General features: G+C 66.7%; 20 protein-coding genes. 14 read left to right on the top strand and 6 right to left on the bottom strand.

Annotated elements, in window-relative coordinates; all coding sequences use genetic code 11:
- Window positions 1–102 precede the first annotated feature (102 nt).
- On the top strand, window positions 103–687 hold the full coding sequence (locus tag QMG28_RS08350; RefSeq protein WP_281841768.1) for a biotin transporter BioY: 585 nt from the start codon (window positions 103–105) through the stop codon (window positions 685–687).
- A gap of 59 nt (window positions 688–746) precedes the next feature.
- On the opposite strand, the gene QMG28_RS08355 is transcribed toward QMG28_RS08350, so the two are convergent.
- From QMG28_RS08355 to pyrC, 6 genes are all read right to left on the bottom strand, one after another.
- Window positions 747–1,319, bottom strand: a complete 573-nt coding sequence (locus tag QMG28_RS08355; RefSeq protein ID WP_281841769.1) for an NYN domain-containing protein — start codon at window positions 1,317–1,319, stop codon at window positions 747–749.
- Between the two features lie 38 nt (window positions 1,320–1,357).
- Complete coding sequence (locus QMG28_RS08360) at window positions 1,358–2,542, bottom strand: DUF1501 domain-containing protein (RefSeq protein ID WP_281841770.1); 1,185 nt, start codon at window positions 2,540–2,542, stop codon at window positions 1,358–1,360.
- A gap of 10 nt (window positions 2,543–2,552) precedes the next feature.
- Window positions 2,553–3,917, bottom strand: a complete 1,365-nt coding sequence (locus QMG28_RS08365) for a DUF1800 domain-containing protein (protein ID WP_281841771.1) — start codon at window positions 3,915–3,917, stop codon at window positions 2,553–2,555.
- A gap of 121 nt (window positions 3,918–4,038) precedes the next feature.
- On the bottom strand, window positions 4,039–5,529 hold the full coding sequence (locus tag QMG28_RS08370) for a replicative DNA helicase (protein WP_281841772.1): 1,491 nt from the start codon (window positions 5,527–5,529) through the stop codon (window positions 4,039–4,041).
- A gap of 168 nt (window positions 5,530–5,697) precedes the next feature.
- Window positions 5,698–6,378 carry an orotate phosphoribosyltransferase gene (locus QMG28_RS08375; RefSeq protein ID WP_281841773.1) on the bottom strand — a complete coding sequence of 227 codons (681 nt, stop codon included), beginning with the start codon at window positions 6,376–6,378 and terminating at the stop codon, window positions 5,698–5,700.
- Window positions 6,379–6,448: 70 nt separating this feature from the next.
- Window positions 6,449–7,489 carry a dihydroorotase gene (gene pyrC / locus QMG28_RS08380; protein ID WP_281841774.1) on the bottom strand — a complete coding sequence of 347 codons (1,041 nt, stop codon included), beginning with the start codon at window positions 7,487–7,489 and terminating at the stop codon, window positions 6,449–6,451.
- A gap of 100 nt (window positions 7,490–7,589) precedes the next feature.
- On the opposite strand from pyrC, the gene QMG28_RS08385 reads away from it, so the two are divergent.
- The 13 genes from QMG28_RS08385 to QMG28_RS08445 all read left to right on the top strand — a co-directional run bounded on the left by QMG28_RS08385 (window position 7,590) and on the right by QMG28_RS08445 (window position 15,680).
- Window positions 7,590–8,105, top strand: coding sequence for an O-acetyl-ADP-ribose deacetylase (locus tag QMG28_RS08385; protein ID WP_281841775.1), 516 nt, complete (start codon window positions 7,590–7,592; stop codon window positions 8,103–8,105).
- A gap of 122 nt (window positions 8,106–8,227) precedes the next feature.
- Window positions 8,228–8,599, top strand: coding sequence for a hypothetical protein (locus tag QMG28_RS08390; protein ID WP_281841776.1), 372 nt, complete (start codon window positions 8,228–8,230; stop codon window positions 8,597–8,599).
- A gap of 242 nt (window positions 8,600–8,841) precedes the next feature.
- Window positions 8,842–9,207 carry an NADH-quinone oxidoreductase subunit A gene (locus QMG28_RS08395; RefSeq protein WP_281841777.1) on the top strand — a complete coding sequence of 122 codons (366 nt, stop codon included), beginning with the start codon at window positions 8,842–8,844 and terminating at the stop codon, window positions 9,205–9,207.
- Window positions 9,198–9,731 (top strand): NuoB/complex I 20 kDa subunit family protein, encoded by a 534-nt coding sequence (locus QMG28_RS08400; protein ID WP_281841778.1) that lies wholly within the window; start codon window positions 9,198–9,200, stop codon window positions 9,729–9,731. Before QMG28_RS08395 ends, QMG28_RS08400 begins: the two co-directional genes overlap by 10 nt.
- Before the next feature lie 4 nt (window positions 9,732–9,735).
- On the top strand, window positions 9,736–10,350 hold the full coding sequence (locus QMG28_RS08405) for an NADH-quinone oxidoreductase subunit C (protein ID WP_281841779.1): 615 nt from the start codon (window positions 9,736–9,738) through the stop codon (window positions 10,348–10,350).
- Between the two features lies 1 nt (window position 10,351).
- Window positions 10,352–11,215 carry a sulfotransferase gene (locus QMG28_RS08410; RefSeq protein ID WP_281841780.1) on the top strand — a complete coding sequence of 288 codons (864 nt, stop codon included), beginning with the start codon at window positions 10,352–10,354 and terminating at the stop codon, window positions 11,213–11,215.
- Window positions 11,215–12,435, top strand: coding sequence for an NADH-quinone oxidoreductase subunit D (locus QMG28_RS08415; protein ID WP_281842038.1), 1,221 nt, complete (start codon window positions 11,215–11,217; stop codon window positions 12,433–12,435). The genes QMG28_RS08410 and QMG28_RS08415 overlap by 1 nt, the downstream gene beginning before the upstream one ends.
- Complete coding sequence (locus QMG28_RS08420) at window positions 12,435–12,803, top strand: hypothetical protein (RefSeq protein ID WP_281841781.1); 369 nt, start codon at window positions 12,435–12,437, stop codon at window positions 12,801–12,803. The genes QMG28_RS08415 and QMG28_RS08420 overlap by 1 nt, the downstream gene beginning before the upstream one ends.
- Window positions 12,800–13,054: a hypothetical protein gene (locus QMG28_RS08425; protein WP_281841782.1), complete on the top strand. Its 255-nt coding sequence runs from the start codon at window positions 12,800–12,802 to the stop codon at window positions 13,052–13,054. The genes QMG28_RS08420 and QMG28_RS08425 overlap by 4 nt, the downstream gene beginning before the upstream one ends.
- Window positions 13,051–13,341 carry a hypothetical protein gene (locus tag QMG28_RS08430; RefSeq protein ID WP_281841783.1) on the top strand — a complete coding sequence of 97 codons (291 nt, stop codon included), beginning with the start codon at window positions 13,051–13,053 and terminating at the stop codon, window positions 13,339–13,341. The genes QMG28_RS08425 and QMG28_RS08430 overlap by 4 nt, the downstream gene beginning before the upstream one ends.
- A 2-nt stretch (window positions 13,342–13,343) precedes the next feature.
- The gene (nuoE, locus tag QMG28_RS08435; protein ID WP_281841784.1) at window positions 13,344–14,459 is read left to right on the top strand and encodes an NADH-quinone oxidoreductase subunit NuoE; all 1,116 of its coding nucleotides are present in this window, start codon (window positions 13,344–13,346) and stop codon (window positions 14,457–14,459) included.
- A 100-nt stretch (window positions 14,460–14,559) separates the two neighbouring features.
- Window positions 14,560–15,432 (top strand): helix-hairpin-helix domain-containing protein, encoded by an 873-nt coding sequence (locus QMG28_RS08440; protein ID WP_281841785.1) that lies wholly within the window; start codon window positions 14,560–14,562, stop codon window positions 15,430–15,432.
- A 20-nt stretch (window positions 15,433–15,452) separates the two neighbouring features.
- On the top strand, window positions 15,453–15,680 hold the full coding sequence (locus QMG28_RS08445; protein WP_281841786.1) for a DUF5337 domain-containing protein: 228 nt from the start codon (window positions 15,453–15,455) through the stop codon (window positions 15,678–15,680).
- Window positions 15,681–15,683 lie beyond the last annotated feature (3 nt).

The raw sequence follows: 15,683 nt of genomic DNA on the forward strand, positions 1-15,683 counted from the left end.
AAATTTGGCCGGGCCGCGATGCGGATTTCTCACCGGCAGGCTTGCGCGACGCTCGCAGGTGCGGCAAAACGGCGTTCGACGCATTGAAAAGGGGAGTGACCCATGGCGATCACGATGAACAAGGTGCTGGGCGAAGCCTTCGGCCCCACCGAAGGCGCGGCGCGCGCGGTCAAGGATGTGATGCTGGTTCTGGCCGGTATCGCGGTGCTGACCATCGCCGCCAAGATCCGCGTGCCGATGTGGCCGGTGCCGATCACCATGCAGACCTTCGCGGTCCTCACCCTCGGCGCCGGGCTTGGCCTGCGCCTCGGGCTGATCAGCGTGCTGGCCTATCTGGCGCTGGGCGCGCTGGGCCTTGGCGTGTTTACCGGCGAGGGCACCGGGCTGGCCTATATGGCCGGGCCGACCGGGGGCTACCTTGTGGGCTTCGCCTTCGCCGCCGCCGCGATGGGTGCGCTGGCGCGCCGCGGCTGGGACCGCAGCGTAACGGGCATGGCGGGGGCGATGCTCGTCGGCACGGCGATCATCTACGTCTTCGGCCTCGGCTGGATGGCGCATCTCTTCCTCGCCGACAAGGGCGCGGCCTGGGTGTTCCAGTACGGGATGGGCAACTTCCTCGTTGGCGACGCGCTGAAACTGGTGCTGGCCGCGCTGGTGGTGCCGGGGCTGTGGAAGCTCGCCCGCTGAGCCTGACGGCGAAAACCTGACAATCCTGAAGCGCCGCCCTCCGGGGCGGCGTTTTCATGTCACCGCCCGCCATTCTCCGCACCCGTATCCAGCCAGAGGCCATCGGTGCGGTAGCCGCCCCGGATGAGCTGGCCGGGCGTGGCGAGTTCGGGAAAATCCGCCGCCCAGTCGCGGAAGCGGTCGTTGGAGATGATCCGCGCCCCGAGGTCGCGCGCGGCGGTGAGGATGGTGGGATCGGCGGGCGTGCCCTTCGCCACCACCATCACCCGGTCGCGCGGCAGACCGAGCTGGCGGGCGAAGCCCTTGTCGTCAAGGTAGCGGCCAAACAGCAGATGGCCGGCATTGGCGTCGAACACCACGCCCGGCGTCATGCCGAGGGCGCGCGCCTGGGCCAGCACCTCGCGCAGCACGTCGAGCCGCGGCACGCCGTCCTGCCAGTGCATCACGTTGGAGCCGTCGAGGATCACCCAGTGCTTGCGCCGCAGCCCGGTGCGCGCGGCGCGCAGCAGCAGGTAGAGGCTGGCGAGCGCGGCGGGGCCGGCTACCAGCACGAGGTCGGACCAGCCGGGCAACAGCACCGCCGCGGCAAGCCCGGCGGCGGACAGCAGGAAGAGGATGGCAGGGGCGATCATGGGGTGAGGCTAGGGCGCGGCACGGCGTCAGGCAATGGTTACAGCAGGATGCCAGGGTCTGTGCCCATGTCGAGGCCGGGGAACACGCTGGCTTCAAGCAACGTCCGCTCCAGCCCGTAAAGCCCGCGCATCGCCCAGGCGGCATAGGCGCGTACATCGGCGGTGGGCAGCAGATCGCGCTCCTGGTAGAGATCCGCCGCCGCCAGCCCCGGCCATGCGCCGTAAACCCTGCCGCCGCGCAACGCGCCGCCGGCCATGATCAGAGCGCTGCCGGTGCCGTGGTCGGTGCCGTTGGTGCCGTTTTCGCGCGCGGTGCGACCGAACTCGGTCATCGCCAGAACGGTTGTTTGCCCCCAGGCGTCGCCCAGCCCGTCGCGCAGGGCGAGAAGCGCGGCGGAAAGGCCGCGCAGCCGGCGGCCCAGCACGCCCTTCTGGTTGCGGTGCGTGTCCCAGCCGCTGATCGAGAAGGCGGCGATGCGCGCCTCTTCGTTCAGCCGGGCGGCGGCGAATTCGGCCAGCGCCGCCGCGCCGGCGGCGTCGCCATCGTCCATCATGCCGGCATCCGCCCGTGCGAGCAGATCGAACGCTTCGTTTCCTGCGGCATGAAACAGCGGATCGTCCTCGTAGATCCGTTCCAGCAGCCGCTGGGTCTGATCGTCGAGCTCGACCCGCGTGTCGGGGCTCCATTGGGTGACCGGGGCATCGCCCGCGATCACCTTGAGCCCGCTGCGCCCCACCGCATAAGCTGTTTCGGAGGTCATGCCGGGAACGGACTGGATCATCCGGTTGAGCCAGCCGCCGCGCACCTGATCGGGGGCGAGGTCCATGCCGGTGCCTGCCTCCAGAATGTCCTGCCCGTCGAAATGGCTGCGCCGGTCGCGGTAAGGGGTGGCGACGGCATGGGCGAAGGCCAGCTCGCCCTTTTGCCACAAGGGCATCAGCCCGCCCATATCGGGATGCAGGGCGAAGAACCCGTCAAGCGGCAGGGCCGGGGCATCGCCGGTGAGGCTGGCGGCGCGCAGGGTGGCGAAATCCGGGTCGCCCACCGGGCGCAGCGCGTCGAGCCCGTCCATCGCACCGCGCAGGATGATGACCACCAGCCGGTGATCGCCCGGCGCGGCGGCCAGCGTGACATGGCTCATCAGCGGCCAGGCGGCGGCGGAGCATCCGGCCAGCGTGGCGCCGCGCAGGAAATGGCGGCGTGAGAGGGGAGCAGAGGGCATCGCGTATCTCCTATCGCCGGTTGAACTCGGCCGAGGCGAGCACGAGCGCCACCGCCGCCTCGCGGCTTTCGGCGGCGCGCACGGCGCCCAGCAGCGTTTCGCTGGCGGTGCCGCCAAGCGCGGTCTCGACAAAGGCGCGGGGGTCGGGCAGGGCGGCGGAATACTCGCCCGCCAGCGCCATCGCCCAGCCGATCCGTTCGGCCAGCGCCGGCGGGGTGATCCAGGCTTCGGCCTCTTCCGGCCAGCCATCGGGGCCGGGCGGGGCCTGATAGGGCTGGCCCATATGGGCCAGCGGCTGGCGGATGCCCTTGCGCAATTCGGGATAGCCAAGCCCGGCCAGCGCCGCCTCGGTCGCGCCGAGGGCGCGCAGGCTCGCCACCATGAAATCCCAGGGCTGGCGGGCCTTGGCAAAGGGCAGGACCCAGGCGGCGGGATGGGCCAGCAGCGCCTCATAGACCGGCATCAGCGCGCCGCCCCCGGCGGTATAAGCGGCGGCCAGCGTGGCGACGAGATCGGGGTCGGGTCTGTCGGAGACGAAATGCACGGCGAGCTTGCGGGCGAGATGCCGGGCGGTGGCCGGATGCAGTGCGATATCGTCGAGCGCGGCAAAAACCTCGTCGAGCCGGGCCCGTTCCGCGCCGCCATAGCGGGTGCCCAGCACCGTCTCGGCCCCCGGTTCGGCCCAGCGGGGGCGGAAGAGAAAGCCCTCCTGCACATCGAAGGTGAGGCCGGTGAGCAACTCGGCGAATTGCGTCACGTCGCCTTGCGCATAGCCGCCATCCACGCCCAGCGTGTGCAGTTCCAGCACCTCGCGGGCGAGGTTTTCGTTCAGCCCCGCCCCCTGGCGCTGGCCGGCAGGGCTGTCGGGGCCGATCGAGCGGTTCTGGTCGAGATAGGCGAGCATCGCCGGATGGGTGACGGCGGCGCGCAGCATGGCGGGGAAGGAGCCGGTGATATGCGGGCGGATCGCATCTTCGGCAAAGGCGGACGGCGCGGCGATGAAACGCACGCCCTTGGCGCGCACGGTGAAATGATCGCTCCAGAAGGCGTGCAGCCGTTCGCGCATCCCGTCCGGCGCGAGCACCGCCCGCATGAGCTGGGCGCGCAGCCCCTCCAGCATGGTCAGCCGCAGATTGCGGCGCGCGGCCTGAAAGCGATCTTCGCCGCCCGGCTCGTCCTGGCGGCTGGCGCGGCGCGCCTGGTTGTATTCGCGGATCAGCGGAAAGACCCCGGCCATGCCGGTGACCGGAAAGCGCGCCGCCATCGCATCGGGGGCGGCCAGGGCGGCGCTCAGGGCACCGGCATCGCCCGGCGCGGGCTGGCCCGCGGACAGGCCGTAGCCGAACCGGATCGCGGCGATGGTGGCGGACGACATAACTGATACCCCGGCCAAAAACTGCGCCTGTTGCGCCGGGCCATGGTAGCGTGCGGCGGCGGAGCCGCCTAGCGGAAAGCCCCGGCGGCGGCGGCGAATGGCCGGCGCGGCGCGGGCCGGGTCAGAAACCGCCGCCCGAGCCTTGCTGCCAGGCTTTGACGAGGTTGCCGAAGCGGGTGAAGCGGCCCTCGAAGCTGAGATCGACCGAGCCGATGGGGCCGTGACGCTGCTTGCCGATGATCACCTCGGCCTTGCCGTGCAGCCGGTCCATCCGCTCCTGCCAGGCCGCCATTTCCTCCAGCCGGTCTTCCGATGGCTTCTCGCGCTCGGCGTAATATTCCTCGCGGAAGACGAACATGACCACATCGGCGTCCTGCTCGATCGAGCCCGATTCCCTGAGATCCGAGAGCTGCGGGCGCTTGTCGTCGCGGCTTTCGACCTGGCGGCTGAGCTGCGACAGCGCCACCACGGGGATGTTAAGTTCTTTCGCTATCGCCTTGAGACCCATCGAGATTTCGGCGATCTCGTTCACCCGGTTCTCGGCGGTGCCGCGCACAAGCTGGAGGTAGTCGACGAAGAGCGCATCCAGCCCGTGCATCCGCTTCAGCCGCCGGGCGCGGGCGGCAAGCTGGGCGATGGGCAGGGCGGGCGTGTCGTCGATATAGAGCGGGCAGGCTTCGAGCGCCTTGGCCGCCTCGACGAAGCGGCGGAATTCGGCCTCGGTCATGTCGCCCCGGCGGATCTGCTCGCTGGGCACTTCGGAGGCTTCGGAGAGAATCCGCGCCGCAAGCTGTTCGGCCGACATTTCGAGCGAATAGAAGCCCACCACGCCGCCATTGATCGCGCCGTCCGAGCCATCGGGCAGCTTGCCCTTCTTGTAGGCCTTGGCGATGTTGAAGGCGATATTGGTGGCCAGCGAGGTCTTGCCCATCGAGGGGCGGCCGGCGAGGATCAGCAGGTCCGATTTGTGCAGCCCGCCGAGCTTCTGGTCGAGATCGGTCAGCCCGGTGGAGATACCCGCCAGCCCGCCATCGCGCTGATAGGCGGCATTGGCGACGCGCACCGCATCGGTGACGGCGGTCAGGAACGACTGGAAGCCCGATGTGGTCTGGCCGGTTTCGGCCAGTTTGTAGAGCGCCTGCTCGGCCTCGACGATCTGCTCGGAGGGGGCCGAGGTCTCGGCCATCCGGCTGGCATTCGACGAGATATCCGCGCCGAGCTGCATGAGCTGGCGGCGCAGATGCATCTCGTAGATCATCTGCGCGTAATCCTGTGCCGCGAAGGACGAGATCGCGGCCCCGGCGAGGCGGGCGAGATAGGGTGCGCCGCCCAGTTCCTTCAGCCCCTCGTCGTCGGCGAGATAGGCTTTCAGCGTGACCGGCGAAGCCAGCATGTTGGCGGTGATGCGCTTGGAGGCTTCCTCGAAGATCCGGCCATGCACCGGCTCGTAGAAATGCGCCGGTTTGATGATCTGGGCGATCCGGTCGAAGATGTCGTTGTTGGTCAGGATCGCGCCGAGAAGCTGCTGCTCGGCTTCGATATTGTGCGGCGCCGCGATGGCGTCATCGTCGGGCGTGGTCTCGCCGCCCTTGATCTGGCTGATCTCGTTCATTCTGGTCCCCGGTCTGCCCGGACGGTCTTACAGCCCGCGCGCGGGGGCGGGCAATCTGGATATCTTGTGGACAAAGTGCGCTTTGGTCCACAGCCTACCACATCTGGCGGGCCAATGCGCGGCCTCTGCCAGATTTTGTGAAATTCGCAGCGAAGATGCGCTGATTTATCAGCTGGTTTTGTGCTTTTCCTGCCAGTCGCGCGGGGCTTTCAGGAAGGCTTCGACCTCGTCGAGCGTGGCGGCGCTGAAGGCGGACTGGGCGCGGGCTTCGGCCAGCACATCCCACCAGGTGCAGAGGTAGTGAAGCTGAACGCCATGATCCCCAAGGGTTTTCTCGGTTTCGGGGAAGATGTCGTAATAGAAGATCACCGCCGTATGGCCGCAGCTCGCCCCGGTTTCGCGAATCGCGTCGACGAAGGAGAGCTTCGAGCCGCCATCGGTGGTGAGGTCTTCGACCAGCAGCACCCGCTCGCCCTCGCTCATCGCGCCCTCGATCCGGGCGTTGCGTCCGTAGCCCTTGGGCTTCTTGCGGACATAGCTCATCGGCAGCGCCAGCCGTTCGGCCACCAGCGCGGCAAAGGGGATGCCCGCCGTTTCGCCGCCGGCGATATTGTCGAACGCCTCGAAGCCCGCCTCGCGCATCACGGTGACGGCCATGAAATCCATCAGCGTCGAGCGGATGCGGGGGTAGGAGATCAGCTTGCGGCAGTCGATATAGGTGGCCGAGGGCAGGCCGGAGGCGAGGATGAAGGGCTCTTCGGGCCGGAAATTGACCGCGCCGATCTCCAGCAGCATCCGCGCCGAGAGGCGGGCGATTTCGGCCTTGTCGGGGTAGGCGGAAGGGATCATCTGCGGTCTCCTCTGTATGGGGCCAAGGAAATTCGAATTTCCTTGGAAAATTTCTTCGAAGAAATTTGGCTCAAGCCTCTACCCGCCAATGCAGCGGGATGCCGGGGTTGAACAATGTCACCGTCGCTTCGCCGGCACCGATCCTGTCGGGCCAGGCGATCGGGTCGCCCTTGACCAGCGTGATGGTTTCCTCGTTCACCGGCAGCCCGTAGAAGCGCGGCCCGTTCAGCGAGGTGAAGGCTTCCAGCCGGTCGAGCGCGCCGGCCTGTTCGAAGGTTTCCGCGAGGCAGGACAGCGCGAGCGGCGCGGTGAAGCAGCCGGCCGAACAGCATTCGGCCTCTTTCGCATGGGTCGGGTGCGGCGCGCTGTCGGTGCCGAGAAAGATGCGCGGATTGCCCGAAATGGCGGCGGCGAGCAGGGCCTCGCGATGATCGCGCCGCTTCAGGATCGGCAGGCAGTAATAATGCGGGCGCATCCCGCCGACGAGCATGTCGTTGCGGTCGAGCATCAGGTGCTGAACGGTGATCGTCGCCGCGAGTGTGTCGCCGCCCGCCGCCACGTAATCCGCCGCCTGCGACGTGGTGATATGCTCCATCACCACCCGCAGGCCGGGCGTGGCGCGGCGGATCGGGTCGAGCACTGTGTCGATGAACACAGCTTCGCGGTCGAAAATGTCCACCTCCGGGCCGGTCACCTCGCCATGGACGCAGAGCGGCAAGCCGATTCCGGCCATCTTTTCCAGTACCGGGCGCACCTTGTCGAAGTCGCGCACGCCGGAGGCGGAATTGGTCGTTGCCCCGGCGGGGTAGAGTTTGACGGCCGTGATGAGGCCGGAGGCCGCGGCGGCGGCCACGTCGGCGGCATCGGTATCTTCGGTCAGATAAAGCGTCATCAGCGGGGTAAAGGTCATCCCCGCAGGCAGCGCCGCCATGATCCGGCTGCGATAGGCGGCGGCATCGGCCCCCGTCACCACCGGCGGCACGAGGTTCGGCATGATTATGGCGCGGGCGAAATGGCGCGCGGTTTCGGGCAGGACGGCGGCGAGCATCGCGCCATCGCGCAGATGCAGGTGCCAGTCGTCGGGGCGGCGGATCGTGAGGCTCTGGGTCATCGCCGCTGAGATAGCGCAAGGCACGGGCGGGGACCAGCCTGTTTCGCGGTCGGGGCGGGCGGTGTATGCTGGGTTGGCGCGCTGCAAGCGAGGGGACGGGATGAGCATCGAGGTAATCGTCGGCGACATCACCAGACAGCCGGTGGACGCCATCGTGAATGCCGCCAATGAGAGCCTTCTGGGCGGCGGTGGGGTCGATGGCGCGATCCACCGCGCGGCCGGGCCGGATCTGCTGGAGGAATGCCGGATGATCGGCGGCTGCCCCACCGGCGAGGCGCGGATGACCGGCGGGTACGATCTGCCGGCGAAACATGTGATTCACACCGTCGGCCCGGTCTGGCGCGGCGGCGGGGCCGGGGAGGCGGAGCTGCTTGCCGCGTGCTACCGCCAGTCGCTCACGCTGGCCGAGGCGGCGGGCTGCCGTTCCATCGCCTTTCCGGCGATCTCGACCGGGGTTTACGGCTATCCGGTGGAGGCTGCCGCGCGGATCGCGGTGCGCGAGGCAATCGCGTGGAAAGAGGCCCGCGCGCTGCCGGAGCGGATCGTGCTGTGCTGCTTCTCCGAATCGAGCGCCGAGGCGCATCTGAAGGCGCTGGCCCGGGCGCGGGCGATGTGACAGATGTTGAAAAAATGAAAGCAAAGTTCAAAAAAGCAATCATAGCCAGAGTAGATATGTTGAAAAAGTGAAATATTGCGGTGCTCTCGTGACCCCATCCGGAACTTCAGAAAGGTTCGCTCATGCTCATTGCCGCCGCCTGGCTCTACGCGCTTCTTGCCCTCGTGCTCGTTCTGTTTCAGCTCGCGCTCGCTTTCGGGGCACCCTGGGGGCATCTGGCCATGGGCGGGCGCTGGCCCGGGCGCTTTCCGGTCCGTCTGCGGCTGGGCGCGGTGTTGCAGGGTGCGCTGATCGCATTGTTCGCCCTGGTGGTGCTGGGCCGGGCCGGCGCGGTCAGCCCCGCGCCGCCGGGCTGGTTGTTCTGGATTGCGGTGGTATTTGCGGCCATCTCGGCGGTCATGAACCTCATCACCCCGTCGATTCCCGAACGCCGGCTCTGGGGCCCCGTAGCGCTGCTCATGCTCATCGCGATTCTGCGGGTTGCCTATGGATGACGCAGCGCAGCATGAATTTTGCTGCAACTGCATGGGCTTCCACGCCCGGATGCGGCGCGGGAGCCGGGTTCAGGGGGCCTGTAAACAACGGTATACAACGGGCAAACCCGTGCAAAAATTGGCGCTTCGTCAAATACATGCTAATAAAGGAATGTGTTGGCGGTTCGGTTGACCCCCCCGAACGCGGGGAGTAAACCGCGCCTGAGCAATCGAAGCGGGTTCGCCCCGCAAAGGAGACCTACGTGGACGATCTTCTTCGCGAATACCTCCCCATCGTCATCTTCCTCGCCGTTGCCATCGCCCTGGGCCTGGTGTTCCTGCTGGCCGCCGCGCTGCTTGCGGTGCGCAACCCGGACCCGGAAAAGGTGTCGGCCTATGAATGCGGCTTCAACGCCTTCGACGACGCACGGATGAAATTCGATGTGCGGTTCTACCTCGTTTCGATCCTCTTCATCATCTTCGACCTCGAAATCGCCTTTCTCTTCCCGTGGGCGGTGGCGTTCAAGGATGTGGGGATGCTCGGGTTCTGGTCGATGATGGTTTTCCTCGCCGTGCTCACCATCGGCTTTGCCTATGAATGGAAGAAGGGGGCGCTGGAATGGGAGTGATGACCGGAGCCAACACTGCCGGGGCCGACAAGGAGGCCACCGCGCGGGCGATGGGCGAGGAGCTGGCCGACAAGGGCTTTCTGCTCACAACCACGGACGACATCATCAACTGGGCGCGCACCGGCTCGCTGCACTGGATGACCTTCGGGCTCGCCTGCTGCGCCGTCGAGATGATCCACGGCGCTATGCCGCGCTTCGATTTCGAGCGCTTCGGCACCGCGCCCCGCGCCAGCCCGCGCCAGGCCGACCTGATGATCGTGGCCGGCACCGTGACCAACAAGATGGCCCCCGCGATCCGCAAGCTCTACGACCAGATGCCCGAGCCGCGCTATGTGATCTCGATGGGCTCCTGCGCCAATGGCGGCGGCTACTACCATTATTCCTACAGCGTCGTGCGCGGGGTGGACCGGCTGATTCCGGTCGATGTCTACGTGCCGGGCTGCCCGCCGACCGCCGAGGCGCTGCTTTACGGTGTGATGCAGCTCCAGCGCAAAATCCGCCGCACCGGAACGATTGCGAGGTAAGCCCATGTCGGACGACGCCCTGAAAGAGCTTGGCGCGCAGATCGAGCTCAAACGCCCCGAACAGGTGACCGGCTGGAGCGTGGAGCATGGTGAGCTGAGCGTAGAGATCCGCTCCAGCGCGCTGCCCGGTTTCATCGAGTTTCTCAAGGCCGACCCGGCCTGCCAGTTCTCGACCCTGATCGACATCACCGCCGTGGACTGGCCCGAGCGCGAGCACCGCTTCGATGTGGTCTATCACCTGCTGTCGATGTACCAGAACCACCGTATCCGGGTGAAATGCCCGGTGGGCGAGGGCGAGCTTGTGCCCTCGATCACGGCCATTCACCACGGCGCCAACTGGTTCGAGCGCGAGGTGTTCGACCTGTTCGGCATCATCTTCACCGGCCACCCGGACCTGCGCCGCATCCTCACCGATTACGGCTTCCGCGGCCATCCGCTGCGCAAGGATTTCCCGACCACCGGCTATACCGAGGTGCGTTATGACGAGGCCGAGAAGCGCGTGGTCTACGAGCCGGTGAATCTGGTGCAGGAATACCGCCAGTTCGATTTCATGAGCCCGTGGGAAGGCGCGAAATACGTGCTTCCGGGCGACGAGAAGGGCGAGGGCGACAAGGGCTGAGATGACCGGGCAGACGTTCATATATTGCGTCGGCGCCGCCAAGGCCGGCACGTCATGGCTCTTTGACGTGCTCTTTCACCATGCCGAGGCCCATTTCCCGGCGGTGAAGGAAATGCATTACTGGGACGTGCTCGAAAACGGCACCGGCGGCTTCTTCCGCGAGCAATCGCTGAAGCGGCTCGACTGGCTGCAGATGCGCCGCGCGCAGGTGACCGACCCGGAGGTGAACGCCTATCAGGATCGCTCGATGGCGGATATCCGCGGCTGGCTCGATGCCTTCGACGGCCAGACCCGCAACGATGACGCCTATCTTGATTTTCTCGGCCGTGGCCGGGGCGGTGCGAAGGTGATCGGCGATTTTACCCCCTCCTACGCGCTGCTCGAAAAGCCGAGCTTCAAGGCGATGGCGGGGGTGATGGAACGGGTGAAGTTCATCTTCCTGCTGCGCGACCCGGTGGCGCGGGCCTGGAGCCATATCCGCATGGACAATGGCGACAAGGGCGAGGCGGCGGCGCTGGCCAAGTTCGACGATTTTCTGAACGGCGGCGAACAGAACATCGCCAGGCGCAACAATTACCGGCGCACGCTCAACAAGCTGCTCGACGTGATCCCGCGCGAGAACCTGTTCGTGGAATTCTACGAGCGGCTGTTCACGCCGGAAGCGGTGGCGCGGCTGATGGGCTTTCTCGGCCTCGCCCCGGTGCAGCCCGATTTCGCCAAGCAGGTGAACCGCAGCGCCGAGATCGCGCTCGATCCGGCCCGGCAGGCGGCGGCGCGCGATCTGCTGGCGCCGCAATACAATTTCGTGAGCAAGTTCATGGGCGAGCTTCCGCCCGCATGGACCGACAGACAGGTGGTGGCATGATGGACGGTGGCAAGGGCTTCGAAGACGCCATGACCGGCGAACAGAAGATCCGCAACTTCAACATCAATTTCGGCCCGCAGCACCCGGCGGCGCATGGCGTGCTGCGGCTGGTGCTGGAGTTGGACGGCGAAATCGTCGAACGGGCGGACCCGCATATCGGCCTCTTGCATCGCGGCACCGAAAAGCTGATGGAAAGCCGCACCTATCTGCAGAACATCCCCTATTTCGACCGGCTCGACTACGTCGCGCCGATGAACCAGGAACATGCCTTCTGCCTCGCCATCGAAAAGCTGACCGGCACCGCCGTGCCGCGCCGCGCCTCGCTGATCCGGGTGCTCTATTCCGAGATCGGGCGGATCCTGAACCACCTGCTCAACACCACCTCGCTGGCGCTCGACGTGGGCGCGCTCACCCCGCCGCTCTGGGGCTATGTCGAGCGCGAGAAGCTGATGAGCTTCTATGACCGCGCCTGTGGCGCCCGGCTGCACGCCAACTATTTCCGCCCCGGCGGCGTGCATCAGGATCTGCCGCCCGAGCTGCTCGACGATATCGAAGCCTGGTGCGAGAGCTTTCCCAAGGCGCTCGACGATCTCGACGCGCTCTATACCGACAACCGCATCTTCAAGCAGCGCACGGTGGATATCGGCATCGTCACCGAGGACGATATCCAGACCTGGGGCCTCACCGGCGTGATGGTGCGCGGCTCGGGGCTGGCCTGGGATCTGCGCCGCGCGCAGCCCTATGAGCTTTACGACGAGTTCGACTTCGACATTCCCATCGGCACTCATGGCGACACCTATGACCGCAACAATGTGCGGATCGCCGAGATGCGGGAATCGGTGAAGATCATGAAGCAGGCCGTCGCCAAGCTGCGCGCGCCGGAGGGGCAGGGCGATGTGCTCGCCCGTGGCAAGATCGCGCCGCCCAAGCGGGGCGAGATGAAGACCTCGATGGAAGCGCTGATCCATCACTTCAAGCTCTACACCGAGGGCTTCCACGTGCCCGCCGGCGAGACTTACACCGCCATCGAAGCGCCGAAGGGCGAGTTCGGCGTTTACCTGATCGCCGACGGCTCGAACCGGCCCTACCGCTGCAAGATCCGCGCGCCGGGCTTTCCGCATCTGCAATCGCTGATCCATTTCGCACGCGGCCACCAGCTCGCCGACGTGGCGGCGCTGGTCGGCACGATCGACATCGTGTTCGGGGAGATCGACCGCTGATGAGCCTCGCCGCGCTGGCCATAACGCTCTCTGCCCTTGGCATTCTCGTCACCGGCTATCTCGCCGCGATCTTCGTGGCGAACCCGGCGGCGGCGATGCGCAAGGTGCATCACCTGCCGGAGTTTCTGCCGCAGGTGATGGCGGATCGCTATGTCGCCAACCTCGTGCTGGCGGTGGCGGCCACGCTCTATGGCGACCTGTCGGTGATCGCGGTGCTGTTCGCCGTCTTCGCCTTCATGGCCTTTGCCGATGCGGCGATCTATGCCCGCGCCTCGAAGCCCTACATGCCGCATTTCATCGCCGGGATCGGTGCCGGGATCGTCGCGGCTGTTGCGCTGGCGGCGCGGTTCGCGGGGGCTGCAGGATGACGCGCCTTGCCCTTCTCCTCGCCCTTGCCGCCGCTCCGGCGCTGGCGCAAAGCGCCGACCGGGTCGCGGAGTTTCTGCGCGCGGTCGAGGCGGCGGGCTGCGTCGTCCACGAGGCCAACAACCAGGCGATCCTCGCCCAGCTCGGCATGACGCCCGCGGAAGGCACGCTGATCGTCACCCTGCTGATGTCGGATGGCCGCGCGGTGCCGCAGGATGATGACCTTCGTATCACCACGGGGACATGCTCATGAGCCGCATTCTGATTGCCCTTGTCGCCGCCGCCTTGCCGACCCTGGCCGCCGCACAGGACGCCGAGCCGCGCCCGACGCTCGATGAGGTGATGCAGGGCGCGACCGCGATGACCGCGATGGCGCAGTATCTCTTCGTCGCCAGAGAGGACGGCGCCTGGGTCTGCGCCATCAATATCAACTCGAACCACTTTGCCGCCCTGATCGCGGGCGACGACGTGGTGGTGGATCAAACGGTGCCCGGGGCGGTCTGCGTGCCCGCGAGCCATTTCAAGAACCTCATGGAGTGACCATGCTGCGACGCCTGCACCATGAACAGCCCGAAAGCTTCGCCTTCACGCCCGCCAACCAGGCCTGGGCCGAGGCACAGCTGACGAAATACCCCGAAGGGCGGCAAGCCAGCGCGGTGATCCCGCTTCTGTGGCGTGCGCAGGAGCAGGAAGGCTGGCTGACCAAGCCTGCCATCGAGCATGTGGCCGACATGCTGGGCATGGCCCATATCCGGGCGCTGGAAGTGGCGACCTTCTACTTCATGTTCCAGTTGCAGCCGGTGGGGTCGGTCGCGCATTTCCAGATCTGCGGCACACTGAGCTGCATGATCATGGGCGCGGAAGATCTGATTGCGGTGGCGAAGGAAAAGATCGCGCCGAACCCGCATGAACTGTCGGCGGATGGCAGGTTTTCGTGGGAGGAGGTCGAGTGCCTCGGCTCCTGCGCCAATGCGCCGATGGCGCAGATCGGCAAGGATTACTACGAAGACCTGACCACCGAGAGCTTTGCCGGGATCATCGACCGGATGGCGGCGGGCGAGGTGCCGGTGCCGGGGCCGCAGAATGGCCGTTACGGCGCCGAGCCGCTCGCGGGCCTCACCAGCCTGACCGAATATGAAAGCGGGCGCACGCAATACAACGCCTCCGCCGCGCTGGCGGTGGAGATCGGCGATACGATCAAGCGCATCGACGGCAGCGAAGTGCCGCTCTCGGCCCCCTGGGTGGCCGGTGGCCGCAAGGTGCATGTGACGGCGAAGAAGACCGCGCCCGCCAAGGCCAAAGCCGCCGCCAAGCCGGCCAAAGCCGCCGCCAAACCCGCGCCGGCGAAGGCCGCTGCGGCACCCGCCGGCGGCACCAAGCCGCGCACGATGAAAGCGCCGCGCAAGGCCGGGGCCGACGATCTCAAGCAGATCAGGGGCGTCGGGCCGAAGCTGGAGGCGCTGCTCAACCGCATGGGGTTCTTCCATTTCGATCAGGTGGCGAAATGGACCGGGGCGGAAGTGGCCTGGGTCGATGAAAACCTCGAAGGGTTCAAGGGCCGGGTCAGCCGCGACGGCTGGGTCGACCAGGCGAAGGTGCTGGCCGCAGGCGGCGAAACGGCATTTTCGCAGAAAGTGAAGAAGGGCGACGTTTACTGAGCGCCCAATGTGCGGGCCCCGCTGGCCAATCAGACCGGCAGAAGCCGGCGGGTCGGGGCCCTGGTGATGAGTGAGCCAACAGGAAACAGGGGATTGAGATATGAATGATACGGATGGCGGCATCTTTTCCTGCCGCAACATATGCTGGATCGCCGGGGCGCTTCTGGGCCTCGTCGCGTTCCTTTTGATTGGCGGGCTCTGGGGCCTGATTATCGGCATCGTGGTTGCGGTGGCGATCGCGCTGGTGCTGCTCCGGCTGTTCTGCTCAGGCCCGGCCGTGGCCGGCACCCATGTGCCCACCGTGGCGCGCGATGCGGCGCTGGCCAGTGGCGCCGGCGGCTCGGATGCGCTGGCGCATGACAAGGCATCGGATGCGGCGGCGGATGCGGCCGTTTCGGCGATGATGGGCGACGAGGAAACCGCCTCCGGCCTTGCCGGCGAAGGTGGGCGTTCGACGCCCGCGGCGGCGCTGAACGCCGCCTCGGTGAAGGCCGACCGGCCGGCGCAGGCGCATGGCGGCGAGGCCGTGGCGGCGACGCCGAAACCGAAAGCGGCGGCAAAGCCGAAGGCCGAAGCCAAACCGAAAGCTGATGCCAAGCCGAAGGCGAAGGCTGCCGCGCCGAAACCCTCGGCCAGCAAGACGGCCACGGCAACGGCCAAGCCCGCCCGCACGCCGGTGGCGAAGGACGGCAAGCCCGAGCTTTTCACCAAGCCGCAGGGTGCGGCGGACGATCTGAAGCTGATCAAGGGTGTCGGCCCCAAGCTCGAAACCACGTTGAACGAGCTGGGCGTGTGGCATTACAGCCAGATCGCCGGGTGGCGGAAGAAGGAAGTCGAATGGGTCGACGGTCAGCTCAGGTTCAAGGGGCGGATCGAGCGCGACGATTGGATCAAGCAGGCCAAGACGCTCGCCAAGGGCGGCACGACGGAGTTTTCCAAACGTGCCACCAAGACGGGCAAGTACGAGAAATAAGGCCGAAGGGCTGAGTGAAAATGAGCACCGATCCGGAGAAACACGCGCGCACGCGGCAGGGCAGGCTGGCTGGTCTCGTCATCGCCATGACCGGCGCGCTCTGGGTCGGGGCAACCTGGGCGGGAAACCATTGGGATTGGCCGCAGCGCACCCGAGCGCTGGTTGATCTCGCGGCGTTTGGCGGCTTCGCCTTTGCGCTGATCGTGACCTGGCGGATCTGGCGCGCAGGCCAGAAGGATGAAGGATAAGAG

This window comes from Sinisalibacter aestuarii, from assembly GCF_027923545.1.
Lineage (GTDB): Bacteria > Pseudomonadota > Alphaproteobacteria > Rhodobacterales > Rhodobacteraceae > Sinisalibacter > Sinisalibacter aestuarii.